Source organism: Enhydrobacter sp., assembly GCF_030246845.1.
Taxonomy (GTDB): domain Bacteria; phylum Pseudomonadota; class Alphaproteobacteria; order Reyranellales; family Reyranellaceae; genus Reyranella.
Window position 1 is genome coordinate 3886641 of sequence record NZ_CP126889.1, and the last position, 24577, is coordinate 3911217.

The 24577-nt window shown below is 60.2% G+C and carries 21 protein-coding genes and 2 pseudogenes; 15 read left to right on the forward strand and 8 right to left on the reverse strand.

Translation table 11 applies throughout. The features are described 5' to 3' along the window. Positions 1-258: 258 nt before the first annotated feature. The gene (locus OJF58_RS27200) at positions 259-831 is read right to left on the reverse strand and encodes a PTS sugar transporter subunit IIA (RefSeq protein WP_366526789.1); all 573 of its coding nucleotides are present in this window, start codon (positions 829-831) and stop codon (positions 259-261) included. A 1101-nt stretch (positions 832-1932) separates the two neighbouring features. On the opposite strand from OJF58_RS27200, the gene OJF58_RS19425 reads away from it, so the two are divergent. Further along, positions 1933-2622, forward strand: coding sequence for a PRC-barrel domain-containing protein (locus tag OJF58_RS19425; RefSeq protein ID WP_300779405.1), 690 nt, complete (start codon positions 1933-1935; stop codon positions 2620-2622). 41 nt (positions 2623-2663) lie between these two features. After that, positions 2664-3032 (forward strand): DUF488 domain-containing protein, encoded by a 369-nt coding sequence (locus tag OJF58_RS19430; RefSeq protein ID WP_300779406.1) that lies wholly within the window; start codon positions 2664-2666, stop codon positions 3030-3032. A 388-nt stretch (positions 3033-3420) separates the two neighbouring features. Here the strand turns inward: OJF58_RS19430 and OJF58_RS19435 are convergent, their stop codons facing one another. Further along, on the reverse strand, positions 3421-3804 hold the full coding sequence (locus OJF58_RS19435; RefSeq protein WP_300779407.1) for a transposase: 384 nt from the start codon (positions 3802-3804) through the stop codon (positions 3421-3423). A 74-nt stretch (positions 3805-3878) separates the two neighbouring features. Here OJF58_RS19435 and OJF58_RS19440 point away from each other — a divergent pair. Further along, positions 3879-4520: pseudogene (locus OJF58_RS19440) on the forward strand (IS5/IS1182 family transposase); the annotation flags it as partial. Between the two features lie 266 nt (positions 4521-4786). Here the strand turns inward: OJF58_RS19440 and OJF58_RS19445 are convergent. From OJF58_RS19445 to OJF58_RS19460, 4 genes are all read right to left on the reverse strand, one after another. Then, positions 4787-5971, reverse strand: a complete 1185-nt coding sequence (locus OJF58_RS19445; protein ID WP_300779408.1) for a CBS domain-containing protein — start codon at positions 5969-5971, stop codon at positions 4787-4789. Next, on the reverse strand, positions 5968-6453 hold the full coding sequence (locus OJF58_RS19450; RefSeq protein ID WP_300779409.1) for a PAS domain S-box protein: 486 nt from the start codon (positions 6451-6453) through the stop codon (positions 5968-5970). Before OJF58_RS19450 ends, OJF58_RS19445 begins: the two co-directional genes overlap by 4 nt. A gap of 426 nt (positions 6454-6879) precedes the next feature. Continuing rightward, positions 6880-7485 carry an FABP family protein gene (locus tag OJF58_RS19455; protein WP_300779410.1) on the reverse strand — a complete coding sequence of 202 codons (606 nt, stop codon included), beginning with the start codon at positions 7483-7485 and terminating at the stop codon, positions 6880-6882. A gap of 43 nt (positions 7486-7528) precedes the next feature. Beyond that, on the reverse strand, positions 7529-8359 hold the full coding sequence (locus OJF58_RS19460) for a universal stress protein (protein ID WP_300779411.1): 831 nt from the start codon (positions 8357-8359) through the stop codon (positions 7529-7531). Positions 8360-8738: 379 nt separating this feature from the next. Between OJF58_RS19460 and OJF58_RS19465 the strand changes: the two genes are divergently transcribed. The 7 genes and pseudogenes from OJF58_RS19465 to OJF58_RS19495 all read left to right on the forward strand — a co-directional run bounded on the left by OJF58_RS19465 (position 8739) and on the right by OJF58_RS19495 (position 15500). Further along, positions 8739-8918 carry a hypothetical protein gene (locus OJF58_RS19465; protein WP_300779412.1) on the forward strand — a complete coding sequence of 60 codons (180 nt, stop codon included), beginning with the start codon at positions 8739-8741 and terminating at the stop codon, positions 8916-8918. Continuing rightward, positions 8915-9217: a hypothetical protein gene (locus OJF58_RS19470; protein ID WP_300779413.1), complete on the forward strand. Its 303-nt coding sequence runs from the start codon at positions 8915-8917 to the stop codon at positions 9215-9217. The genes OJF58_RS19465 and OJF58_RS19470 overlap by 4 nt, the downstream gene beginning before the upstream one ends. Positions 9218-9273: 56 nt before the next feature. After that, positions 9274-10770 (forward strand): glycogen synthase GlgA, encoded by a 1497-nt coding sequence (glgA, locus tag OJF58_RS19475; RefSeq protein WP_300785320.1) that lies wholly within the window; start codon positions 9274-9276, stop codon positions 10768-10770. A gap of 174 nt (positions 10771-10944) precedes the next feature. Further along, positions 10945-11868, forward strand: coding sequence for an adenylate/guanylate cyclase domain-containing protein (locus tag OJF58_RS19480; protein ID WP_300779414.1), 924 nt, complete (start codon positions 10945-10947; stop codon positions 11866-11868). A 445-nt stretch (positions 11869-12313) separates the two neighbouring features. Continuing rightward, entirely contained in the window at positions 12314-13174 is an 861-nt protein-coding gene (locus tag OJF58_RS19485; protein ID WP_300779415.1) for a tyrosine-type recombinase/integrase, read from the forward strand. Between the two features lie 12 nt (positions 13175-13186). After that, a complete protein-coding gene (locus tag OJF58_RS19490; RefSeq protein ID WP_300779416.1) occupies positions 13187-14377 on the forward strand; it encodes an IS91 family transposase in 1191 nt (396 codons plus the stop codon). Positions 14378-14748: 371 nt separating this feature from the next. Continuing rightward, positions 14749-15500: pseudogene (locus tag OJF58_RS19495) on the forward strand (IS5 family transposase). 266 nt (positions 15501-15766) lie between these two features. Here the strand turns inward: OJF58_RS19495 and OJF58_RS19500 are convergent. Together OJF58_RS19500 and OJF58_RS19505 are read right to left on the reverse strand one after the other, a co-directional pair. Next, positions 15767-16165: a cytochrome c family protein gene (locus OJF58_RS19500; protein WP_300779417.1), complete on the reverse strand. Its 399-nt coding sequence runs from the start codon at positions 16163-16165 to the stop codon at positions 15767-15769. A 22-nt stretch (positions 16166-16187) separates the two neighbouring features. Further along, the gene (locus OJF58_RS19505; RefSeq protein WP_300779418.1) at positions 16188-16775 is read right to left on the reverse strand and encodes a ferritin-like domain-containing protein; all 588 of its coding nucleotides are present in this window, start codon (positions 16773-16775) and stop codon (positions 16188-16190) included. Positions 16776-17528: 753 nt separating this feature from the next. Between OJF58_RS19505 and OJF58_RS19510 the strand changes: the two genes are divergently transcribed. From OJF58_RS19510 to OJF58_RS19530, 5 genes are all read left to right on the forward strand, one after another. Then, the gene (locus OJF58_RS19510; RefSeq protein WP_300779419.1) at positions 17529-18071 is read left to right on the forward strand and encodes a hypothetical protein; all 543 of its coding nucleotides are present in this window, start codon (positions 17529-17531) and stop codon (positions 18069-18071) included. A 183-nt stretch (positions 18072-18254) separates the two neighbouring features. Further along, complete coding sequence (locus tag OJF58_RS19515; protein WP_300779420.1) at positions 18255-21122, forward strand: aconitate hydratase; 2868 nt, start codon at positions 18255-18257, stop codon at positions 21120-21122. 13 nt (positions 21123-21135) lie between these two features. Next, entirely contained in the window at positions 21136-21900 is a 765-nt protein-coding gene (locus tag OJF58_RS19520) for a Crp/Fnr family transcriptional regulator (protein WP_300779421.1), read from the forward strand. 364 nt (positions 21901-22264) lie between these two features. Then, entirely contained in the window at positions 22265-23125 is an 861-nt protein-coding gene (locus OJF58_RS19525) for a tyrosine-type recombinase/integrase (RefSeq protein ID WP_300779415.1), read from the forward strand. A 12-nt stretch (positions 23126-23137) separates the two neighbouring features. Next, positions 23138-24328, forward strand: coding sequence for an IS91 family transposase (locus tag OJF58_RS19530; protein ID WP_300779416.1), 1191 nt, complete (start codon positions 23138-23140; stop codon positions 24326-24328). Positions 24329-24577: the final 249 nt, after the last annotated feature.

Below are 24577 nucleotides of genomic sequence, written 5' to 3' on the forward strand. Positions count from 1 at the left end.
AATACCCGTTACTTAAGTAGTCAAGATAGGGCGTCCAGGAAATGCCCATCAATCAAAAGAACCACGCTCTAGAAGCGCCGTCGGAGCTCCCCGTCGTTCAAAAGATCTCCAGCGCGCAATCGACGAGTTGCTCCAATTTGGCTTCTGTTGCGCCGAGTTCGGTCTGCTCGCGAGCGAGCAGCCGATCGATCAGAAGCGCAGCCATCGTCATCGTGAGGCGCGCTCGCTCTAAGACGATCGGGTGATCACGAGCGCCGCCTAAATCTCACCTGAAGGACGAGACGTGCCAATTCCCTCAGGGTGATACCCTATCTCAGATTCAACCGTTTCTAGTCTGAACCGTAGGATTGCGAACATCTCCGTTGGCGTACGCGCCTGCCGCAACATGTCACGCAGTACTCGGCGACGGAGCAGTCGGCAGGCACTCGCAAGGGTCGGCAGGAATTCCCGAACCGCAGCCCGTGGCCAAACTAGGGTGAGCAGGAGGTCCACCGGTGTGTTGTCGGGTGCATCAAAATCGACGGCTTCCTTCAGTAGAGCAAACGAAGCGACCGGATGTACCAAATCGTCCAGTATCGCATGGGGAACAGCTACACCATTCCCTAAAGCGGTTGAGCTCGATCGCTCGCGATCAAGAAGACCGGCACGGATATGCGCCTCATCCATGTCGGCCCGCTTCGCAAGCCGAGCAGCTATTTTTGATAAAGCCGATTTCTTTCCCCCGGCAGGGAGACGAAACACAATGTCCTCTTCTAGAAGCAGCTCTGTAACCTCCACAGTTAACCTCTCAGATCGAGACTGCCAGACGCCGCTCGGGCCGCAGTCAAGCATCGTCCTGATGCTACAGTACGCCAATGGTGGCAGTGGATTGGAGAATGTGGCTACCCCGGACGCGAGGCTAAGTCTTCGGACGCGCCCGGGCTAAAATCCTGCTTTGAGCTGTCTTGGCTTGAGTATTTGGCTCAGCACAATCATCTTGAAAGGGGAGATGGTGGCGCTACCCGCCAAAATCAAGAACCGCAGACCCGCTATGTAGGTAGGACACGCGGTCCTACATGAAGCAGTTGAATTGACGCCATCGCAGCGAGCTTCCAGGCCAGCACCTAGCTCTTCCCGAGATCGCGTCTTGTCGGCCACCTGAGGGTGCGCACCTGATCAGCTCAGGTCGAAGCGCGAACAGCTGATGACTGGATCCAGGAGCAAGCCCCAGGGCGGGCTATGCCAGTAATCTCAGAGCTACGTCGGCAATCGGTTGGGCGCGTAATCTCATCCGGCGAACATCAAGAAGTACAGGTTGCGAGACAGATCGTACGAGTCAACCCAGTCTGGGAGCGTCGCTGCTGTCGGATCTCAGTAGTTTCCGAGTCTGCCGAATTCGGTGCATCGCTGACTATGGTAGCGGCAGTGCCGGCGCGATCTGGCCTTTGAGTGGGAGCCGGAGGTGCTACACGCTACCGAGAGCGAGAGGTTCTTTGATGGTAAGTGACATTCCGACTGCCACCCCAAGATCTGCACCGATATCTCTTCCGAGAATTAGCGTTAATCCAGATTGGATACGACCGTTCACGGATGCGCCCGCAAAGTTTTACGCGGGCATTTGTAAAGAAGCGTTGAGTCGGACCGCCAATCGCCTTCAGGTTCAGGCGGACTACATCAAGATGCTAGCAGAATGTGACACGCCTCATGGCCTTCTCGCCTGCAATTACGAACTTTTTCAGAGGTCCGCGGCGATCTGGTTTCAAGAGATCGAAAAGGCCTTTGAACCGCTACACACTTCTCTTCTGACGGACCGCTGGAGAATCGATTAGGGCAGTGGTCACTATCGTCACAGGGTTCAACGCCGTGATTGATGGGCTCACCTTATCGAAAGCGGTGCTGCCAAAAGCATCAACTGTGGGACGAGGATCGAGCACGAACACAAAGGAGGGGCGAATGCTGTGGGCGGCGTCACTGATGTGGGGTTGCGTCGTCTCAGGAATCGACGGCAAGGTCGGCATGATTACAGATCTGCTCTTTGATGACACGAATTGGAAGATGCGTTGGCTTGTCGTCAAAACAGGCGATTGGTTTCCTAACCATGATGTGCTTTTGCCTGTTGCCGTTTGGCGATATCCCGATCCCGCTCGACACCAGTTTGCGGTAAACTTAACAGTCCAACAGATTCGGGATAGCCCTCATGTCGAAGACGACCTGCCCGTGTCGCGGCAGGTAGAGGTCCACTCGCCACCCCATCGTGCGACGCCCGCGCCGCATACCGGCTACCCCGTCCTTTCCATGGCCAAACCTAATGATCCGCATCTCCGCAGCATAGACGCCGTCGTTGGGCATCGCGTTCACGCAACCGATGGGCTAATCGGTCACATTGATGACCTTCTCATCTACGACGTCGATTGGAGTGTACGATTCATCAAAGTCGACACAAGGAACTGGGGCCCCGCTTGCAGGGTGTTGCTTCCACCGCGCCTGGTTCGAAAAATTGATTGGCCAGGGCGAGCGGTACATCTCGATGTCGATCGCCGGGCGGTCGAAAACAGGTCGCTTTACGATCCGGTGGTCGGGGACGACGTAGCAGATAAGGAGCTGTTTCTTGCATGCAATGACATCAGATGGGTCAAGGAGTGACCATTCCTGATCGGAGGTAACTCCTGATCGGAGGTAACCAGATGCAACAAAGAATTGCGGCACGTGATATTAAGCTGAAGCGAGCGTATAACCCGCCTTCGACAGGGGACGGTACGCGGATACTGATCGATCGTCTGTGGCCGCGAGGGGTGAAAAAGTCGGATGCAGCCATCGATCGGTGGATCAAGGACATTGCTCCCAGTACGGCGCTGCGAAAGTGGTTCGGACACGATCCTGCACGCTGGCAGGAGTTTCGCCGCCGCTACGCGACCGAGATCCGCAATCATGCTGACCAGCTTGCAGAGCTGCGAGCTGCGGCACACAAAGGGCCGGTCACGCTCGTATTTGGCGCGCGTGACGAACTTCATAACGATGCGGTGGTGTTGAGGGATGTCCTCTTGGGGCGGTAAGAGAACGCAGTCGGGACGCGATAACACGGCGCACGATTGGCACGGGCTGGCTCGTTTCCCGGCACCTGTCTTTTTTTGCACCCGGCCAATGATCAGAAGCTTTGCAAAACGTGCCAATCGTAGAGCTGGTCGAACGCCAAGCGGCAGCGCAGTTTCGTACTACGCGGAAGGCCGCAGCGTATTGGCTTGACGATGTTCAGCGAGGCCGATCGATCTGGTCGTTGATGATCTCCTGCAGGTTTTCGATGCCGAAGTCGGTGAAGGCCATTGTGTGGACGTCGTCGACATGGTGGATCTAGAGCAGACCATCCTCGGAGGTGAGCTGATCGGAGAGGTCCCACAGAAGTTGTTCGGTCCGACCGAGGAGCTAAGCTTTCCGGCAGCGGGATCATCGATGCAGCAATGCCCTGATCACGCGGCTCAGCACCACCGGGTCCACGTCACGGCCAGCGATCAATCGACAGCCGCCGGGCAGCTCGTTCTCCATTCGGCCTGCCATCGGCACAGCTACTGTCGGTGCCGAAGCTTGGGCCGACGCGTCGTTCGTTATGACCTCCGGTACAAATGCCGCCCGATCGTCCGATGCCCTCACATTAGCCCCGTACCGACGGCACCATGTGAACAGCAGGTTCGTATTGAGGTTGTGGCGTCTGGCAACGACCGACACAGATGCCCGATGCTCGAAGCTCTCTGCCACGATCCGCCCACGCTCTTCCTCGGCCCATCGGCGACGATAAGCCTTGCCGTCCTCCGACTCCGATCCTGCTGTCATCGCAAGTGTCCATCCGACCTAAGTGGACCCCTACACTCTCATCAACTCTTAACAAGACGCTAGGCGGCCTTCCTCGGATGCGTACCCTGCGCACCCGGCTGGGTCAGCTGATCCGCGACATCCGCCGCAAGACCAGAGAATAGAGCTTCCAGCCACGCTGCCGTTGCCGCTGGGAGGGGATCTGCGAGGCCCGTGCGAGCGCTTCCTGGAAGGCGTTGTCGAAGGCCCGCCTCCTTCCACGCTCTCGAGGTCGAGTGCACCGGCAAGGGCAAGGTCCGCGGCCGTACGCGTTCGGGGTCAAGGTCTCGATCGTCGCCGCCAACCGCTGCGCGGCCGCCGGCCAGTTCGTGCTGCATGCCCAGTCCTTGTCCGGCAATCCCTACGACGGTCACACGCTTCGCGGCGCCATCAAGCCCGCCCAGCGGCTCACCGGCCTCCACATCGAGCGCGCTTACGTCGACAGGGGATATCGGGGCCACGACGCGCCCTACTCGCGCCGCGTCTTCATCTCAGGCCAGAAACGCGGCGTGGTCGGCGTCATCAAGCGCGAGGTCAGGCGTCGCTCCGCCATCGAACCCCTCATCGGCCACATGAAGGAACAAGGGCACCTCGGCCGCTGCTACCTCAAGGACCATGCCTGCGGCGCCGCAAACGCCGTCCTGACCGCCGTCGGCCACAACTTCCGCCGCATCTTCCCCGGGCTGAGAGAGCTTTTGCCCTCAATCTTCCTCGCCCTGTTGGCCGGCCTCTTCACCCCAACCGAGCCTCAATCCGGATTCTTAACGTTCGACGGGCTATTGAGAACTGAAGCGCCACTGTCCTGTCTGCGCTGGCTTGCACCGAGATCACCCTAAGCGCCCGACTGGCAAGTCGCTGAACGAGCCGGGGGTTATGGCGCTCGACAGGACAGCATCATTGATCGGCGGCGTGCACTCGACGATCTACCATCGTCGCACTTTATGATGCGGCCCCCTTCCCATTGCTAACGAGAGCCGACGCACATCACATAATCACGCAATAGTTGCTCCTCGTGCTCGAATTCCTCGATCATCAGTTCAAGGACGTCCCGAGCGATGGCGAGGCCGATTGGCCGCGAGTCCGCGTCGACGATCGGGATATGCTTGAAACCGTTTGCTTTCATGTTTGACCAAAGGTCTGCCAAATAATCCTTTGGGTGGCAGGATAGAACCTTTCGTGTCATCGCGTTGGCCGTATTCCTACGGCTGAGGCTTCGACGACCGCACAATTCTCGGACGATGTCGGTTTTAGCTATTACGCCGGCCAGCTTCCCGTTGCGATGGCATATGACCACGAGATTCGCCTCCTTGTGGGCAAGAAGCTTGCCGGCTTCAACGAGCGAGGCATTCTTTGGAAGCGTCAGTAATTTTTTTTGTGCCAGCGGCAGCATACTTTCCACGAGCATGGCCATGCCTTTCTCTATCTCTCGCAATTCCTGGCCGCCCTGCGGGCCGTTTGTCTCGCATTCGCGAGAAGGTGTATGTGCAGCGTCGCTCTTCGGAAGCGGCTCCAATTCGGATCTTTCCGATTTCCTAGAGGGAAATATTCGTTGAGCAACTCTAGTCTTCGGGGCACGCACCGGATGACGCGTACGCATTTCCAACTTCCACTGCTTGAAATGGTCTCGGGCCGCCAGTGTTTCCGCTTCAAGCCGCACCGCAATTCGTCTCTTACCGAAGACAGATAGCTCTTGTTCAAATTCGTCCAGCGTCAAATCCTTGTGCAATAAACCCGCATCGTCATAATGGGAACGACGTCCGACCGGTGTCTTTACCTCTACTTTAAGCACCCAATAGTCCCGCTCCCGGCGGGGCTCGATGGTCAGTAACGCATGCTCGATAACAAAATCGAATGCAGGCTCATGATTGGGGGCATCCGAATGGTGCGCCCGATCGCCCTTCCTGAGATACTCTTTCGAGATTGTGAAATATAGTTCGGGTTGCCCCTTCGCGGATTCGATCTCTGCGCGCAGCAGACGAACGACCTCTCTTGCGGATAGTCTTGAGGTGAGAGTCGGGGTTGTATGAATGCTCCGCTCACTTGTCGGTTGGCCTTGCCGGGGGCGCCGCGATGTCCCGGCAGACTTGGCCAATGGAAGCATGGTCGCCAAAAGACGCGCCCGGTCACCCCGGAGCCGTCTCATCGTCATGATCGCTCCTCTTGGTCTTTGTGGCAGCGGCGTAGGCGCTTATCCGCTACCGAGGCCAGGGGCTTCAGGGCCGCCGCGGCTCGCAAAGCTTTCATCTCCTCGAACCGCTTTGTGACGTCACGCAACACCGCCGCCATACCCAGCGTGCGGCCAGTTTTATCGTGGAATGGCAAGATGGTGAACTCTACTGAGATATGTGTACCGTCCTTACGCAATGCTGGAACGGCTAGTACATCATCCGCGCCGTAACGAGATTTGCCGCTGCATACGGCCTCCCTATAACCGCTCCAATGGCGCTTGCGAAGGCTTTCCGGGATGATGATGTCGAGCGACTTACCGATGGCTTCGTCAGCCGAGAAACCGAAGATCCGCTCCGCGCCCTTATTCCAGAAGCCGATTTGGCCTTCGGCATCTGCATAGATGATCCCATCCGGCATGTCGCGTACAAGCGTCCGATAAAACCGGTCGATGTCGGGTTCCATTGCCTAGCGCTTCCTGCCATGCCGAGGCCGCGACTGCACTCGAACTGGCACCAAGGAGATCATGTCGACGCGCCCCGAGGCACAGCTTACAAGCGACTTGACCCGCAGAATCGCTGACAGTGCGCGTGGCCAGCGACCGGTCAAAACAATCCTCATGGCATCCTCCACTAGTTGATGAGCCCATTTCTGCGCAAATCGACGTCGACGTCTGCAATTCAGCGCATTGCGCCGAATCAATGCTGCGCATTCATCCACCGTCGAGCCTAAGCAAGCCATCCTTTTGGTCTGTTGAGACTTGCAATGGAGTTCTGACCGGCATGGTGGCACGTTCAACAATTGAGCGGCAACTACCCGGATCGACAAGGGTCGGATAGGTTATTGGCCGCCATTGTAGGTTGGCGAGGCTGCTGTTTGGTGTCGCGGTCATCAGCCGTTTTCGGCGCTGGGGTGATAGCGCTTGACGCGATGCAGGGTGTTCCTGTCCGTGTGATGCATTTCCCCGCCGGCGGCGGCGAGCTTCAGGAGCAGGTCGGAGGTATAGCTTAAGGTGCCGTCGTCGTTGATTGTGAAGCGGCTCCTGAAATCGCGGATTTCGGCGCGTTCCAGTAGATATTTGTTCTGCAGCACGCCGTAGTGTGTCGCCCCTGGCTTGGCGTCGAATGTCAGGATTTTATCGTGCAATTTGGCGCTGCTGCCCGCGAGGATCGCGATGCCGCGCCCGAACACCACCGCGCGCATGATTTCGCCGTGGGCCTTGTCCCACAGCAGGAAGCCGACCTCATCGTGGAAGGGATCCATCGCTTCCTCGCCGTGGCGCCACGCCGTCATACCGTAGTTGAGGCCCCACAATTCCTGGTGCCCGTTCTCCTGAATCGGTATCGGCCTGAACCAAGCTTTCTCGAAGTATGTGGTCTCGCCTGTCAGGTCGTCCTTGTTGTGGTACGAGAGATCGATCCCCGTATCGCCTTCCCATTCGCCGACCAGTGGCGTTAGCGGCCCCAGCTTCTGTGGGCCAAGGATTTCCTCCGGCATGATAAAATCTCCTTTTCGTGTTTGAGAGGACTCGACTCGCGATCTAGTGAGACATGAAGACCGGAACGGTCATGCTGGCGAGCACCGTCCGGCTGGCGCCGCCGAGCACCATTTCCCGCATCCGGGAGTGGCCGTAGATGCCCATCACGATAAGGTCGGCATCGTGATCGGCGGCACGCGACAGGATCACTCCGCCGACATCGGCATCCGGCGCCAGATCGCGCTGGACCCTGACCTTGACGCCATGGCGCGCGAGCCAGGCGGCCGCGTCGGCGCCCGGTTCGGCGCCGTGGCCTTCTGCCGAAACTGTAGGATTGACGACCAGGATGATGACCTTTTGCGCTCTCTTGAGGAACGGCAGGGCATCGGCCGCGGTACGCGTGGCTTCGCGGCTGGCGTTCCAGCACAGCAGAACGATCTTGCCCGGCGTCCTGGCGCCGATAAACGGCACTACGAGCACCGGCCTGCCGGTCGTGAGCGCTATGGTTTCCGGGAGGTCCGATGGTGTCGCCGTCAGCTCTTTGCCGGCTTGCCCCAGCACGACGAGATCGGCGTAGCGGGCCTGCATAGCAAGTTCGCCTTTGACATAGCCGTCAACCGCCCGCCACTCTGCAGCCAGTTCCTTGCCCTTGGTGGCCTTGGCGAAAGCCGCCGAGGCCTTGGTCTCGTCGGCCTTCACGCCTTCGCCGTAAATCCTGAAGAAGTCGGCCGTAGCGGATCCACTATCGAAGAAGGCGGACGTTTCAAAAGGCCGGCGAACGTGGAGGCCGACAAGGCGCGCACCGAACCGTTGCGCCAGCTCCGCCGCCACGACCAGTCGATGCGACACCGATTTGCTGGCGTCGCAATGAACAAGAACAGTCTTGTAGCTCACTGTCTCCCTCCTGTGCGTGACGACGTCACTGCCATGCTGCCACGGGCGTCTAAACCAACCCGAAGCAACGTTGGTCCGTCTTTGCCATGACGGGATAAACCGCCGTCGCGTGCTAGCGTCTTATCAGGCCGCAGCAGAGCATCAGTAGACTCGGAAACTACGGAGTGTGAATGCGTGTGGAGCAGGTGCCTAAAGTTTTCGAACGGCGTGCGGCACACAGCTGCAATTACGTAGTTTCCGAGGGTTAGCGCAGTGTGCCGACTTTCCTACATTTTGAGTCAGCTACAGGGCGGCATTGTCGCTCTCTGCTGGTCCTGATTTCTCAACTGTAGCGACGGACGCCGCGGAAATCGGTCTGCCAATGGAACACTCAGCTTCGATGCCCCAGCTTGGATCAGAGTTTGATGCTTTCCTGTTTGCTCCGGTCGGTGACGACGAGAACGGAATGGCACTCAGCGTTCTGTCGGCATTAGCGCGGTTGAGCGTCGACCCGTGGTTGGAGGCCGCCAGTTTGGCACAGTTGCCGGAACACTCGGCGATTGAAAGGCTGACCCATTGATCGCGACGTTGCCAAACGGCCCGTCGGTATGTCGAGATGCCGCAAAGGTCGCCGCTCGCCTGATCGCGCTGTTGCCGCGCGGCGCCGATGCCGAGAGGACGTGCCAGCCGCTGCGCGACCTCGATCTAGCATCCTACTCCCGCGCCGTCGCACGTCTGATCCTGATCGACGTGGTATTCATCGTCCTAGTGCTTGGCGCGCAATGGCTTGCGAGGACGCCAACGCAGTCTCCAGGGACTTCTACAACGGCAGCCCACACCGTCCCTGCGCAGATCTCAACGTCGAACCTCGACCGGTGACAAATGATCCAGGTGTTGCCGCGACAGAGGTCTTGAAATAGGTGGGAACCGTGACGATGCCCTCTACCGCAGACTACATTCTAAATCGTGCGCCTGCTGATCGGGGCGATCTCGACAATGCCCGTTTTCCCATTCTTGCCACAACAAAGCTTCTCTTCGTCACTTCCGAGATGAGTGGTTTCCTCCAGGCTGGCGGTCTTGGGGAAATTTCCGCTGCTTTGCCGCGGCAGTTGCGTGCCTTCTGTGATTTGCGCGTCCTAATTCCTGGCTACCGTCAGGTTCGGGCGATCAAGCCAGGCATGGAGATCATCCGCGAGATGCCCCGCACGGCGAGCCTACCTCCGTGGTCGCTTGGCCGCTTTTCGACTGTGGATGGTCTTACGATCTATGCTGCGCTTTGCGACGAGCTTTATGATCGCGAAGGTACGCCCTATGGGCCTCGCGCTGGCGAAGATTTCGGCGATAATGACATTCGCTTCGGCCGGCTATCGCTTGCCGCTGCGGAAATCGCCGCCGGCGAGGCCGATCCAAACTGGAAACCGGACATAATCCACGTCAACGACTGGCCGTCTGCCCTCGCTCCTGGTTACATGCGCTGGAAGGGTCTGACGACGCCCTCTATTCTGACGATCCACAATCTTGCCTATCAAGGTCAGTATGAACCCGAGCGCATGGGTAGGCTCGCTATCCCGGACTTCGCTTTCACCATCGACGGCGCTGAGTTCTACGGCAAGATTTCATTCCTCAAGAGCGGCATTTTCTACGGCTCACACGTCACCACCGTCAGCGAGACCTACGCACAGGAGATCACGACACCAGAGTATGGCTGTGGTCTGGAAGGCCTGCTCAAGACCCGCATGGATGAAGGGCGCCTCACCGGCATCATCAACGGCGTCGACGACAGCTGGAACGCACTCATTGAGGGTGGAAAGACCACAGAGCAGATCGTGCGATCATGGAAGTGCCGCAACGCCGCCGAGATCCGCAAAACATTCGAACTGCCAGATTCACGAGGCCCGCTCTTCTCCATCATTTCCCGCCTCGTTCATCAGAAGGGGATCGACCTATCGTTGGAGGTAGCAGAGACCATAGTATCTAAAGGTGGGCAGCTGGTCATCATGGGTCGCGGCGTGTCGCGTTACGAGGAGCGGGCTGAGAATTTGGCGCGGAAATTTCCGGGCGCGATCGCCGTCCGCATCGGCTTCGACGACCGCGACGCGCGGCGTCTCTTCGCAGCGAGCGACTTCTTGCTGATGCCGTCTCGTTTCGAGCCCTGCGGGCTGAGCCAGATGTATGCGCAGCTTTCTGGCGCGCTGCCGATCGCCCACCGCATCGGCGGCCTCGTCGATACCGTTGAGGACGGATTTTCCGGCATAATGTTCTCACCAGCGACGAGAGCGCGTTTGACCGGTGCCGTGACCCGCGCGTTCGAAGTCTTTCGCTTGAGGCGTCTCTTCTGCCAGATGCGCAAGCATGCCATGGCCAAGAACTTCGGCTGGCATCGCTCAGCAACCCGCTACGCCGACGTCTACGCGCGGGCGCTGGACGCTTGAGCGAATTGCGGCTTTTTGGACGACTTGCGCCGAAGGGGCACCAAACGCAGACCCTGGTCCAGTAGGGTCGATGGAAGGGCATGAACTTCAGGGTCTGTGCGGACGCCCCAAGATACGATTGATGTTGCAGATAATTGCCGAAACGGGGACGCGATTGTGCCGAGGATAACGTGTTTGCCAGATGGGCTGACCTTCGCTTTCGTGACCGAAGAAACCCTTCTGGAAGCGGATCTTCGAGCCGGAATCCGTCACGCGCATGCCTGCGGCGGAGCAGCCAAGTGCTCAACTTGCCGGGTGCGCATTCTCACGGGGCTCGAGAATTGTACGCCACGCACTGAGGCGGAACGGGCGTTATCCGAGCCGCTCGGATTTTCGCCCGAGTTACGTTTGGCATGCCAAACCCGATCACTGGGTGATGTAAAGTTTCGTCGCCTTGTCGTTGATGACGTAGATCTGGCAATCACGAGCCAATTGTCCAAGAAATCGATCGGCTCCTGCGGTGAGGCTAAGCATATTGCCGTCATGTTTTGTGACATTCGTGGATTTACAGCATTTGCGAGGGTGCGCTCGCCGTATGACGTGATGTTCGCTCTCAACCGCCACTTCTACCATATCGGGAAAATAATCGAGGCCAATGGTGGATATATCGACAAGATTATTGGGGATGCCGTGATGGCGATCTTCGGCTTGGGCGGTCAGAGCAACGCGCCATTTCGAAGCGTGAAGGCCGCGATGGAAATGCTGGACGAAGTCGACCGCCTCAAGTCCAGCATGCAGGTCGAGTATGGGCAAGGATTTGATGTCGGCATCGGCATTCATTACGGCGAAGCCGTTGTCGGAATGGTTGGCCCGCCTGCCAGGGAAAGCCTCACAGCCATTGGAGACACAGTCAATATCGCCAGTCGCATCGAGGCAGCAAACAAGGAGGCAAATACCAAGCTCTTGATTTCCTCCGAGCTATACGAACTCGTGAAGCAAAAGGTAATCACTAGGAATTCTATTTGCCTCAAGTTGCCTGGTACGACCGAGACCAGGATATTGCACGAGATTTCTGGGATACAAAAGTTGACCCCAGCTCGAGACGCGGAACGAATTTGAGAACTCTTAGTTGAATCGGGTGATGCGGCTGAACGGAATAGCAGTAGGCGATTTTCAACCTGTATTGAAGAACCTGCGAGCGTGCTCGATGACGCTCAGACGCATGGTCTAACTGACGGTTAATCGTTCGATGATTCCGAGCCGGAGCCAGCTTATAGGAGCGGAGCCCCGAACGATCCCAACCACAGAGTCCACTTCAGCGGCCCAACCTGCGGATGATTTGCCAGCCAGCCCCAACCCCTGGCTCGGCATCACTTGCCGCCCGTGCTCTAAACTGCCGCCGCGCCGTCAGAGACACCTCTCGTCGTCCGCCTAGGGCCTGTTGAGATTTGGGATTGAACTAAACCGCTGGCGCGGTGTTTGGGGTTCTGTATTGGCGTGAGAGCGCTCCTGTCTGAAGGATTGCGGGTTGTCGAAGCCCACCCTTGCAGACAGGAGAACCCCGATGGCCGAGTTGAGCCCTCTTCGCCGCCGCATGACCGAGGATATGACGGTCCGCAATCTGTCGCCGGCGACGCAACGATCGTACCTCCATGCGGTGGCGAAGTTCAGCCAGTATTTTGGTTGCTCGCCGGATCGATTGGATATCGAAGATGTGCGCACCTATCAGGTGCAGCTGGTTGCCCGCGGCATCTCCTGGCCGGCACTCAATCAGATCGTCTGTGCGCTGCGCTTCTTCTACGGCGTGACGCTGGGGCGGAGCGAACTGCCGGAGCGCATCCCGTATGCGCGCGAGCCTCGCAAGCTGCCGTTGGTGCTGAGTGCGGACGAGGTTGTCCGCTTTCTTGAAGCGGTGCCTGGCTTGAAGAGCCGCACGGCGCTGACCACGGCGTATGCCGCCGGGCTGCGGGCCTCGGAGGCGGTGCGGCTGAAGGTCAGCGATATCGACAGCAGCCGGATGATGATCCGGATCGAAGAGGGCAAGGGTGCCAAGGACCGCTATGCCATGCTGTCGCCGCAGCTGCTGACGATCTTGCGAGGTTACTGGCGCCTGGTGCAGCCGCCCCATTGGCTGTTCCCTGGCCGTGATGAGAACCGGCCGATCGATCCGCAAGTCCTGCATGCCGCCTGCCGTTCAGCCTGCAAGGCAGCGGGCTTGGCCAAGCGGGTGACGGTGCACACGCTGCGCCACAGCTTTGCGACTCACCTGCTGGAGGCTGGCACCGACATCCGCATCATCCAGGTCCTGCTCGGCCACAGCAACCTGTCGACGACCGCTCGCTACACCCGAGTGGCTTCCACGACGATACGCAACACGGCCAGCCCGCTCGACCGGCTGCGCCTGGACGTGGTGCCGCCCGGCTGACGGGCACACCTCGTGGCACCTGGGCTGGAGGTGGCGGAGATCTTCCGCCGCCACGGCGAAGCCTATCGTCGAGCCTATGCCGGTCACCTCGGACTGACCGAGCGACGCGTCATGAGCGCCATCGAGCTCTGCCGGACGGCGGCACTTGGCGGTCATGTCGAGCATTGTGCGGACTGTGGGCTGGTCCGCATCGCCTACAACTCGTGCCGCAACCGGCACTGTCCCAAGTGCCAGGGCCTGGCCCGTGCCGCGTGGCTGGCGGAGCGGCAAGCCGAGTTGCTGCCGGTGCCGTACTTCCACGTCGTGTTCACCCTGCCGGCTGCGGCGGCCGAGATCGCCTTCCAGAACAAGGCGACCGTCTATGCCATCCTGTTCCGGGCGGCTGCCGAGACGCTGTGCACGATCGCCGCCAATCCACGCCACCTGGGTGCCGAGATCGGCGTGGTCGCGGTTCTGCATACCTGGGGTCAGAACCTGCAGCATCACCCCCATGTCCACTGCGTCGTTCCCGCCGGCGGGCTGTCGCCCGATGGCACGCGTTGGGTTGCCTGCCGGCCGGGCTTCTTCCTGCCCGTGCGCGTGCTCTCGCGGTTCTTCCGGCGGCTGTTCCTGGAGAAGCTTCGCACGGCATTCGACGCCGGTGACCTCGGCTTCTACGGTGATCTCGCCGGCCTGGCCGATCAGGCCGGCTTCGAGCGGCGTCTCGACGAGCTGCGCCAGCTCGAGTGGGTCGTCTATGCCAAGCCACCCTTCGGCCACCCCGACCAGGTCCTCGCCTATCTCGGCCGCTACACCCATCGCGTGGCCATTGCCAACAGTCGGCTTGTCAGCCTCGAGCAGGGACAGGTCAGCTTCCGCTGGCGGGATTACCGACGCCACGGCAAGGCCAAGATGATGACCCTTGCCGCCAGCGAGTTCATCCGCCGCTTCCTCTTGCATACCCTGCCAGACGGCTTCCACCGCATCCGCCATTATGGCTTCCTGGCCAATGGCCATCGCCGCGCCAAGCTCGTTCACTGCCGACAGCTTCTCGCCGCCCCAACTCCTGAGTCTCCTACGCCAGCCGACTACCGCGAGCGCTATCGACAGCTCACTGGTCGTTCTCTCGACCTCTGCCCATGCTGTGGTGGCACCATGGTGCTGCTCGGGCCGCTGCCGCGCCCTGCTCGACAACGCTTGCTCAGCTGGTTCGACAGTTCATGAGACGCCATCGTTCTGTCGCCATCATCCAAACCCGCACAGCGTTCCATCAGTCGATGGGCGCTCGCCCTTGCGCGCAGGCGCCGATCCTGCACCTCGTCAGCGCGTCGTCCTCGCCGCTGGCGCGGCGATGGCCGCCGCCTGCGCCGCTCCAAACCCGCCTTCCACCGCGTCACCGTCCCCGCCTGCTGTCGCATTCGTCTGCCACTATCGCGGCGGCCTCGACACAATACCCATAGCTCGTGGGTTCCCAGCGGTTCAGTTCAATCCGGCTTCAATGAGGTCGCGACCTGCTGTGACCCAACCATCGGCCTGCGCGACCTCACAGAAGCCTCTAGATTCCCCGGAGAGCTCGAATGTGATTCAAGCTTGCGATGGATCATCTTTTACTGACCGACGCCCAATGGGCGAAGAGGAAACCGCACTGCCTGGGCAAGCTTTCGGACCCCGGGCGCAGCGGGAGTGACAACCGCCGCTTCATCGAGGCGGTGCTGTGGATCGTGCGGACCGGCAGCCCGTGGCGGGATCTGCCGGCCTTCTTCGGCAAGTGGAACACGGTCTTCAAGCGCTACCGCGACTGGACCAAAGCCGATGTCTTCAAGCGGCTTTTCGAGGCCTGCTCCGACGCGCCGGACATGGAGTACGCCATGGTCGACGCCACCATCGTCAAGGTCCATCGCCACGGACAGGGCGCAAAAGGGGGACTCAGAGCCAGGCCATAGGCCGCTCCAAGGGCGGCATGACCACCAAGATCCTGGCGCTGACCGATGCGCTGGGCAATCTCGTGCGCTTCGTCCTGCTGCCCGGCCAGCGCTTCGACACCATCGGCGTGCCGCCGCTGATCGACAGGCTGGCGTTCGGCGGCCTGATCGCCGATATGGCCTTCGACAGCAATGCCATCATCGCCGACCTCGACCAGCGCGGCGCCAAGGTCGTGATTGCCCAGCACCCACGGCGCACTTCCTCTCTGCCCATCGGCCCCGAACTCTACAAATGGCGACACCTGATCGAAAACTTCTTCAGCAAGCTCAAGGAGTTCAAACGCATCGCCATGCGCGCCGACAAAACCGACCAAAGCTTCGCCGCAGCCATCTACCTCGCCGCCGCCGTGATAAACTCACGATGATTCTCAACAGGCCCTAGTCTAGGCGCTCCCCACAAGTCCTCGCCTTTCCCCATCATCGCCAGTGGCGCATTTCGGCGAGCTTAAGCTGGCAGATTTCCGGTCTATCTGTAAGGCAACCATAAGGACCGTCACTTGCCCGACACACGTCAAGGCACTCCTCGACGGACCTCGACGGCGGGATACGGCGGTCCGATCGAGAACTTTGGCGAACTTCCTTGCGCGGGCGACAAGCGCGCACCGACAAGCGAAGTACGAGCCGTTCCCCTTCACTCGCAGATAGCTGGGTTCGGGGTCGCCTGCTTGAGATAGGCGATCAGGTCGGCGCGCTCCTGCGGATCCTTGACGCCGGCATAGCCCATCTTGGTGCCAGGGACCGCCTTCATCGGATTCTCCAGGAAATGGTCGAGCGTCTTCTTGTTCCAGATCACGCCGTAGTTCTTCATAGCCTTGGAGTAGGAGTAGTCTTTCAGCGAGCCGGCCTTGCGGCCGAATAGGCCGCACTGGCGCGGTCCGACGCGGTTGTGCTCCAGCGAATGGCAGGCGAGGCAGCGGTGATAGACCTCCTCGCCGCGCTTGGGATCGCCGGTCGCGGCGACGGCGGCCCGCTCGATAGGCAGTCCGGCGATGAGGAACGCAAGAAGGCTGGCCGCAACGAAAGCTCTCATGGACGGCGATCCCGGACTGGAATCAGGAGACGAAGGCGTCGGGCACGGGATTCTGGCCCAGCGCCTGGCGCAGCACGGCCCAGTGCATCGCCTCGTCGCCCAGGATCGAGGCGGCGGCCTTGGCCAGCTCGCGATCGGTGAGGATCGGAACGGCGCCGAGATAGGCGCTGACCGCACCCTTTTCGAGCGTCGCGGCAAAGCCCAGCACGTCGGCCTCGGTCTTGAGCTTGTCCTTGGGGAAGCCGTAGTCCTTGAGCGGTGTCGCCGGCTTGCCGCCCAGCTTCTGCACCGCCTTGGCGAGCGCCGCAGCGTGTTGCTTGTGATGGCCCTGGAATTGGACCGCCAGCGCCAGCACGGGCTTCTGCAGGAGGCCGGAGTCGGCGCCGAGCTGGTAGGCGGCGATCGCCTGCTGCTCGGCGCCGAGCGCCGAGTTCAGGATCGTGACGTCGTTGTTGGCGGTCTGCGCCGAAGCGGTGCCGATGAGGGCCAGCTTCTCGTTGCCGGCCAGCAGGGCGATGGCGGTCGCCGACAAGCTGAGCTTGCCGAACCCGGAAAAGAAACCTCTGCGACTGGCCGGAGCCAGCTCGGTATGTTGATTGACGACAGGCATACTGCTCTCCTCGAGCTTGGGCAAATGATGACGCGTCTCTTCTCGCATGGGTTCATATTGGAGGAAGGGATGCAGCGCGATAGGCTCGGAAACTACCGAGGTCGGGTGACCTGCCCCCCGTTTCTTATCGGTCAGCAGGTTGAGCCTGTTCCGCTTCTGCCCTCTCAGTTGGCGGTGTAATTGGACGGGGCGCGAAGCCCCGGTCGCGCAGCGTCCCGTCCCGTTACTCTTCGGGTCTGCGCGTAGCGCATACCGCCGGAGGCAACCTGTCCAACCGATCATCCTTCGCTATCGACCAGCGAATAGACCAGGCCACGCTTCGTGGGCCGAGAAAACTACCTGAGGAGTCTAGGTATTTTCCGAGCCTGTCCGCGCAATTTGTTCACCAATATCTTCTCGAGCCTATTGGCAGGAGGACCCAGGTGAAGGGTTGGATTATAGTGGCGCGCCGAGTACGGTATCAGGGGCCTCCGATCCATCCCCCGCTCGTGGCATTCCAAATCGCCCTTCTGGTGGGGCGCGCTCGCGGCACTACCTCGTCTCGTATGGATCATTCTCTCGGCGATCGTAGTTGCTCTCTTCCTCGCCAGCGGATGGCTAGGACGAGAGCTCGTCTTCCGACACCGCGTTGGCATCATGAACAACACCGGTGAGCTGAACGATTGATCGGCGATGACACGTAGGGCTTCGGTTGCGCGATATCTTTTTCCGGGTTGAAGGTGGGTTGAAATGTCAGAAGCGCAGAAGAGGCGCATGGTTCGCGAAGCCGTCGGCATCTTCAAAGACGCCGATACTCTCCAGGCTGCTATCGACGAACTGCTCCAGTCGGGCTTCCATCGCGCCGAGTTAAGCCTTCTCGCCAGCGAACAGGCGGTTGAGGAGAAACTCGGCCACCGGTATCGAAAAGTCAGCTCGCTTGCAGATGATCGGACGATCCCTCGAGCGGCTTACGTCTCACCCGAAGCTATCGGAGGAGCAGAAGGCGCGCTTATTGGTGTACTCAGCTATGTGGGTGCAGTGGCGGCGGCGGGAGCCATTGTCGCGTCCGGCGGCACGCTTACTGCCATTATCGTAGGTGCGGCGCTGACGGGGGGCGCCGGAGGTCTTATCGGCTCGGTTCTCGCCAAGTGGGTCGGCGAAGACCATGCCCATCATTTGCAGCAGCACCTGGATCATGGCGGCCTACTGTTGTGGGTACACGCAAGGACCCAGGCAAACGAAGAGCGTGCCATTAGCATCCTCAAAAAGCATTCCGGTGAACAGGTTCACATCCATGCACTTCCGGAAGCGGTATAGGCAAACAGAGATCGTCGGATCTTCGTGAGTGAATACCCCTAGGACCGTTGAGTGAAACGTCAACCGGGGACAGGCATTTCGACAGGAGATGCTGGTTATCGCTTTCGTGAACGGCACACGAGTGGGTGACGATGAACATGCGCCCTACACGACGCGTAACATGCCCCTGACGAGGAGTCTCACATGATTGATCTCCGCCAACGTCTGGATTTTCCCGCCGCGCCATCGAGCACATTTCATTCTCTTCCTCTATTCGAGAAGAAAGGGATCGGGCGCATTTCACGACTACCAGTAAGTCTTCGCATTCTCCTTGAATCGGTCCTCCGCAACCTCGATGGCCAGCGCATCCGAGAGGAAGACGTCGAAACTCTGGCGCATTGGCAACCAAATGCCGACCGGACAGCTGAGGTGCCTTTTATCGTCGGACGTGTATTGCTCCAGGACTTTACAGGCGTTCCACTTCTTGTCGACCTCGCTGCGATGCGCTCCGCCATCACCCGGCGCGGCGGCGACATTTTGCGTGTACAGCCAGTCGTTCCCGTCGATCTTGTTGTCGACCACTCGGTGCAGGTCGACTATTTCGGGCGATCCGACGCAGTCCGTCTCAATATGGAGATCGAGTTCCGCCGCAATAGCGAACGCTACCAGTTCCTAAAATGGGGGGCACAGGCGTTCAACAATCTGCGAATCGTCCCACCAGGCTTTGGTATCTGCCATCAGGTGAATCTGGAGTTCCTTGCGCGCGGCATCCTCGAGAAGGACGGGACGCTCTACCCCGACACGCTGGTCGGCACCGACTCGCACACCACGATGATCAACGGGCTCGGCGTCGTAGGCTGGGGCGTCGGCGGCATCGAGGCCGAGGCGGCGATGCTCGGCCAGCCCGTATACATCCTCCTGCCCGACGTGGTGGGAGTGCACCTGCACGGTCAACTGCGCGAGGGCGCGACTGCCACAGACCTGGTGCTGCGCATCACCGAGTTGTTGCGCCAGGCGCGCGTAGTTGGAAAGTTCGTGGAATTTCATGGCGAGGGCGCTGCAACGCTGTCTGTGCCGGACCGCGCTACGATCGGAAACATGGCCCCTGAATACGGCGCGACGATCGGCTACTTTCCCGTTGATGAGCAATCATGCCGGTACCTCAGGGTAACCGGCCGAAGCGACTCGCATGTGGAGGCGGTGCGCCGATATTTCCAGGCGCAGGGATTGTTCGGGATGCCGGCGCGAGGTCAATGCGATTACACTTCGGTCCTGGACGTCAATCTTTCCGAAATCGAACCATCGGTTGCGGGTCCCAAGAGGCCACAGGATCGAATCGCATTGGGCCAGCTCAAGCAGAAGTTCCTGACGTTGATCACTGATCCCGATGGTTATGGCAGGTCCGAAGCCGAACTAGCTCGCAGCGTCCCGGTGCAGCTCGGGACCATGGCAAGACCACACCCGGGCGGTGGCACGCAATCGACCGAAACGCTCCCAGATGGTCACGAAACGAATACCAACACACTCACTGAGACGGAGATGGTCAACAACCGGCCGACGCCAAACCGGCCCGGCGACGCAGAGCGACTGCGTGCTGAAACGTTGATTTGCGAGCTCTCTCATGGCGACGTCGTAATCGCGGCCATCACCTCATGCACCAACACCTCGAACCCGATAGTGATGCTCTCCGCTGGTCTCCTGGCGAAGAAAGCTGTCGAGCGTGGGCTCAGCGTCAAGCCATGGGTAAAGACGTCACTCGCACCTGGATCGCGCATCGTGAGTGAGTACCTCAGCAAGACCGGCCTGCAGCCGTTCCTCGACCATTTGGGCTTCAATCTTGTCGGATTCGGGTGCACGACATGCATCGGAAATTCCGGACCGTTGGACCGACAAATCGAGGAAGCACTCACCAAACGCGACATCATCGGCGCCAGCATCCTCTCGGGGAATCGGAACTTCGAAGCGCGCATTCATCAAAGTGTGAAGGCAAATTTTCTGATGAGCCCACCGTTGGTGGTCGCGTTTGCCATCGCCGGACGGATCGATATCGATCTCACGCGCGAACCACTCGCTGTCATCGACGGGCGCGAGGTTCATCTGCGCGACGTGTGGCCGACCGCGGAAGAGATCGAAGCACTCCTCGGAAGCGCGTTCGATCCAGTCGAGTACACGAAAGTTTATGCCGATTATGCCCGCCAGAATTCCCTGTGGACCCAAATACCCGCCGCTGTGGGGACCGCTTACGAATGGAATCCGGCGTCAATGTACATTCGTGAACCGCCATACTTCGATCCATCCATGGCAGCCACCGAGCCCGCGAGGTTCTCAGCTGCGCGCGCCCTTGCCATCTTCGACGACTCAATTACGACAGATCATATTAGCCCGGCTGGCGCGATCAAACCGGCATCACCAGCCGGCAGTTATTTGCGTGATCACGATATCCCAGTCGAGGACTTCAACAGCTATGGCGCGCGTCGCGGTAACCACGAAGTCATGGTTCGCGGGACCTTCGCCAACGTCCGCATCCGGAACCTTATGGTTCCGAGCGTCGAAGGTGGTTTCACCAGCCACCAGCCTAGTGGCGAGCGCATGAGCATCTACGACGCGGCTGAGCGCTACCGTACGGAGGGGGTGCCTTTAATCGTGATTGCCGGACAGGACTACGGTGCGGGCAGCTCGCGTGACTGGGCTGCGAAAGGTACGCGTCTGCTCGGTGTGCGCGCGGTGATTGCCAGCGGCTTCGAGCGGATCCATCGATCCAATCTCATTGGCATGGGCGTTTTGCCTTGCCAGTTCCCCGAGGGCGTTAGCGCACGCACGCTCGCACTCGATGGCACAGAGCGATTTGATCTAGAGCTGGAAGCTCTTCCACATCCACACCAGTCGGCAATCCTGCATATTGAACGTCGCGATGGCTTGCGCGAATCCATATCGCTCGTGGTCCGAATCGACACGCCAATCGAGGCCGCATACTTCTCTGGGCGCGGAATTCTCCCTTTCATGCTTGAGCAATTACTCGCGCAGTCAACGGGGCACAGAGGGCCACCGACGCGGCAGCCGACGAAAGGTTAGTACTGAGGAACCGATGGTGATGTTGCGGAAACTAACGGCAAACCCTGTCAAGGATCACCCCTTCGTCATCAAGTTGAACCGCTCGATACCACTCGATGACGACGATCTCGCGGCGCTGGCCCACCTGCTGGGGCGCAAGATCGTCGTGAAGAAGGCGAAAGACATTATCGTCGAAGGTTACGGGTACAAAGCGTTACATATTGTCGAGCGTGGATTTGCTATCCGATACAAGCTCTTGCACAATGGCAAGCGTCAGATCGTGAATATCATTCTGCCGGGCGACATCATCGGTTTTCCAGCATGCTTCTATGAATACGCGGTCTTTTCGGTCACAGCTGTCGACAAAATGGATCTGCATTACGTTCCGCTCGACGCGTTTACCGATGTCTGTTTGAAGAGAGCGAACATAGCAACGGCGCTCCTTTGGTTCGCTGCACGGGAAGCAGCGATTTACGCCGAACATATCACCGATACCGGACGCCGAGAGCCACTCATGAGGCTCGCGCACTTTCTGCTGGAGATGCTGACCCGCCTTCAGGCCGTCGGATATGCTTCTGAGAACTCTTTTGAAATGCCGCTTTCGCAGGAAGGTATCGGCGATGTCGTGGGGCTGAGCGCCCCGCATGTCAATCGCATGCTTGCCGAACTTAAGAGCGAAGGATTGATCGCCATGAACAGGCACGAGGTAAAGATTCTGGACAGGGCTGCGCTACAGATCCTTGGAGAGTTCCACCCTGCCTACCTTGTACGGAGCCCAATTCGCGATCGGCTGCGTTGACGGCCTCTCAGGTGTAGAGGAGGCCGACCCAGTTGGTCCCGCAGTCCGCGAGCCACTATGAGAACCTGTCGAGCGGCGCTACGACGACGTCCAAACTTTGCTATAGCAATCGTGTTCGGACGATAGAGTAGATGACTACTGGTGGACCAGGCTCGCTCGGCTTTTCATCAGCGTCAAGTCGCGCCTGCGCTTGACGAAAGCGGCCGATGGTTGCTTCCCGAAGCATCGCACAGAGTGATACTGTTATGACTTGATTGAACTAAACCGCTGGCGCGGTGTTTGGGGTTCTGTATTGGCGTGAGAGCGCTCCTGTCTGAAGGATTGCGGGTTGTCGAAGCCCACCCTTGCAGACAGGAGAACCCCGATGGCCGAGTTGAGCCCTCTTCGCCGCCGCATGACCGAGGATATGACGGTCCGCAATCTGTCGCCGGCGACGCAACGATCGTACCTCCATGCGGTGGCGAAGTTCAGCCAGTATTTTGGTTGCTCGCCGGATCGATTGGATATCGAAGATGTGCGCACCTATCAGGTGCAGCTGGTTGCCCGCGGCATCTCCTGGCCGGCACTCAATCAGATCGTCTGTGCGCTGCGCTTCTTCTACGGCGTGACGCTGGGGCGGAGCGAACTGCCGGAGCGCATCCCGTATGCGCGCGAGCCTCGCAAGCTGCCGTTGGTGCTGAGTGCGGACGAGGTTGTCCGCTTTCTTGAAGCGGTGCCTGGCTTGAAGAGCCGCACGGCGCTGACCACGGCGTATGCCGCCGGGCTGCGGGCCTCGGAGGCGGTGCGGCTGAAGGTCAGCGATATCGACAGCAGCCGGATGATGATCCGGATCGAAGAGGGCAAGGGTGCCAAGGACCGCTATGCCATGCTGTCGCCGCAGCTGCTGACGATCTTGCGAGGTTACTGGCGCCTGGTGCAGCCGCCCCATTGGCTGTTCCCTGGCCGTGATGAGAACCGGCCGATCGATCCGCAAGTCCTGCATGCCGCCTGCCGTTCAGCCTGCAAGGCAGCGGGCTTGGCCAAGCGGGTGACGGTGCACACGCTGCGCCACAGCTTTGCGACTCACCTGCTGGAGGCTGGCACCGACATCCGCATCATCCAGGTCCTGCTCGGCCACAGCAACCTGTCGACGACCGCTCGCTACACCCGAGTGGCTTCCACGACGATACGCAACACGGCCAGCCCGCTCGACCGGCTGCGCCTGGACGTGGTGCCGCCCGGCTGACGGGCACACCTCGTGGCACCTGGGCTGGAGGTGGCGGAGATCTTCCGCCGCCACGGCGAAGCCTATCGTCGAGCCTATGCCGGTCACCTCGGACTGACCGAGCGACGCGTCATGAGCGCCATCGAGCTCTGCCGGACGGCGGCACTTGGCGGTCATGTCGAGCATTGTGCGGACTGTGGGCTGGTCCGCATCGCCTACAACTCGTGCCGCAACCGGCACTGTCCCAAGTGCCAGGGCCTGGCCCGTGCCGCGTGGCTGGCGGAGCGGCAAGCCGAGTTGCTGCCGGTGCCGTACTTCCACGTCGTGTTCACCCTGCCGGCTGCGGCGGCCGAGATCGCCTTCCAGAACAAGGCGACCGTCTATGCCATCCTGTTCCGGGCGGCTGCCGAGACGCTGTGCACGATCGCCGCCAATCCACGCCACCTGGGTGCCGAGATCGGCGTGGTCGCGGTTCTGCATACCTGGGGTCAGAACCTGCAGCATCACCCCCATGTCCACTGCGTCGTTCCCGCCGGCGGGCTGTCGCCCGATGGCACGCGTTGGGTTGCCTGCCGGCCGGGCTTCTTCCTGCCCGTGCGCGTGCTCTCGCGGTTCTTCCGGCGGCTGTTCCTGGAGAAGCTTCGCACGGCATTCGACGCCGGTGACCTCGGCTTCTACGGTGATCTCGCCGGCCTGGCCGATCAGGCCGGCTTCGAGCGGCGTCTCGACGAGCTGCGCCAGCTCGAGTGGGTCGTCTATGCCAAGCCACCCTTCGGCCACCCCGACCAGGTCCTCGCCTATCTCGGCCGCTACACCCATCGCGTGGCCATTGCCAACAGTCGGCTTGTCAGCCTCGAGCAGGGACAGGTCAGCTTCCGCTGGCGGGATTACCGACGCCACGGCAAGGCCAAGATGATGACCCTTGCCGCCAGCGAGTTCATCCGCCGCTTCCTCTTGCATACCCTGCCAGACGGCTTCCACCGCATCCGCCATTATGGCTTCCTGGCCAATGGCCATCGCCGCGCCAAGCTCGTTCACTGCCGACAGCTTCTCGCCGCCCCAACTCCTGAGTCTCCTACGCCAGCCGACTACCGCGAGCGCTATCGACAGCTCACTGGTCGTTCTCTCGACCTCTGCCCATGCTGTGGTGGCACCATGGTGCTGCTCGGGCCGCTGCCGCGCCCTGCTCGACAACGCTTGCTCAGCTGGTTCGACAGTTCATGAGACGCCATCGTTCTGTCGCCATCATCCAAACCCGCACAGCGTTCCATCAGTCGATGGGCGCTCGCCCTTGCGCGCAGGCGCCGATCCTGCACCTCGTCAGCGCGTCGTCCTCGCCGCTGGCGCGGCGATGGCCGCCGCCTGCGCCGCTCCAAACCCGCCTTCCACCGCGTCACCGTCCCCGCCTGCTGTCGCATTCGTCTGCCACTATCGCGGCGGCCTCGACACAATACCCATAGCTCGTGGGTTCCC

Bases quoted from the DNA above. Each gene is read 5' to 3' on its own strand.
- OJF58_RS27200 (WP_366526789.1), bottom strand. From the start codon at position 831: ATGCTTGACTGCGGCCCGAGCGGCGTCTGGCAGTCTCGATCTGAGAGG.
- OJF58_RS19425 (WP_300779405.1), top strand. From the start codon at position 1,933: ATGCTGTGGGCGGCGTCACTGATGTGGGGTTGCGTCGTCTCAGGAATC.
- OJF58_RS19430 (WP_300779406.1), top strand. From the start codon at position 2,664: ATGCAACAAAGAATTGCGGCACGTGATATTAAGCTGAAGCGAGCGTAT.
- OJF58_RS19435 (WP_300779407.1), bottom strand. From the start codon at position 3,804: ATGACAGCAGGATCGGAGTCGGAGGACGGCAAGGCTTATCGTCGCCGA.
- OJF58_RS19445 (WP_300779408.1), bottom strand. From the start codon at position 5,971: ATGACGATGAGACGGCTCCGGGGTGACCGGGCGCGTCTTTTGGCGACC.
- OJF58_RS19450 (WP_300779409.1), bottom strand. From the start codon at position 6,453: ATGGAACCCGACATCGACCGGTTTTATCGGACGCTTGTACGCGACATG.
- OJF58_RS19455 (WP_300779410.1), bottom strand. From the start codon at position 7,485: ATGCCGGAGGAAATCCTTGGCCCACAGAAGCTGGGGCCGCTAACGCCA.
- OJF58_RS19465 (WP_300779412.1), top strand. From the start codon at position 8,739: ATGCCCCAGCTTGGATCAGAGTTTGATGCTTTCCTGTTTGCTCCGGTC.
- glgA (WP_300785320.1), top strand. From the start codon at position 9,274: ATGCCCTCTACCGCAGACTACATTCTAAATCGTGCGCCTGCTGATCGG.
- OJF58_RS19485 (WP_300779415.1), top strand. From the start codon at position 12,314: ATGGCCGAGTTGAGCCCTCTTCGCCGCCGCATGACCGAGGATATGACG.
- OJF58_RS19500 (WP_300779417.1), bottom strand. From the start codon at position 16,165: ATGAGAGCTTTCGTTGCGGCCAGCCTTCTTGCGTTCCTCATCGCCGGA.
- OJF58_RS19505 (WP_300779418.1), bottom strand. From the start codon at position 16,775: ATGCCTGTCGTCAATCAACATACCGAGCTGGCTCCGGCCAGTCGCAGA.
- OJF58_RS19510 (WP_300779419.1), top strand. From the start codon at position 17,529: ATGGTTCGCGAAGCCGTCGGCATCTTCAAAGACGCCGATACTCTCCAG.
- OJF58_RS19515 (WP_300779420.1), top strand. From the start codon at position 18,255: ATGATTGATCTCCGCCAACGTCTGGATTTTCCCGCCGCGCCATCGAGC.
- OJF58_RS19520 (WP_300779421.1), top strand. From the start codon at position 21,136: ATGGTGATGTTGCGGAAACTAACGGCAAACCCTGTCAAGGATCACCCC.
- OJF58_RS19525 (WP_300779415.1), top strand. From the start codon at position 22,265: ATGGCCGAGTTGAGCCCTCTTCGCCGCCGCATGACCGAGGATATGACG.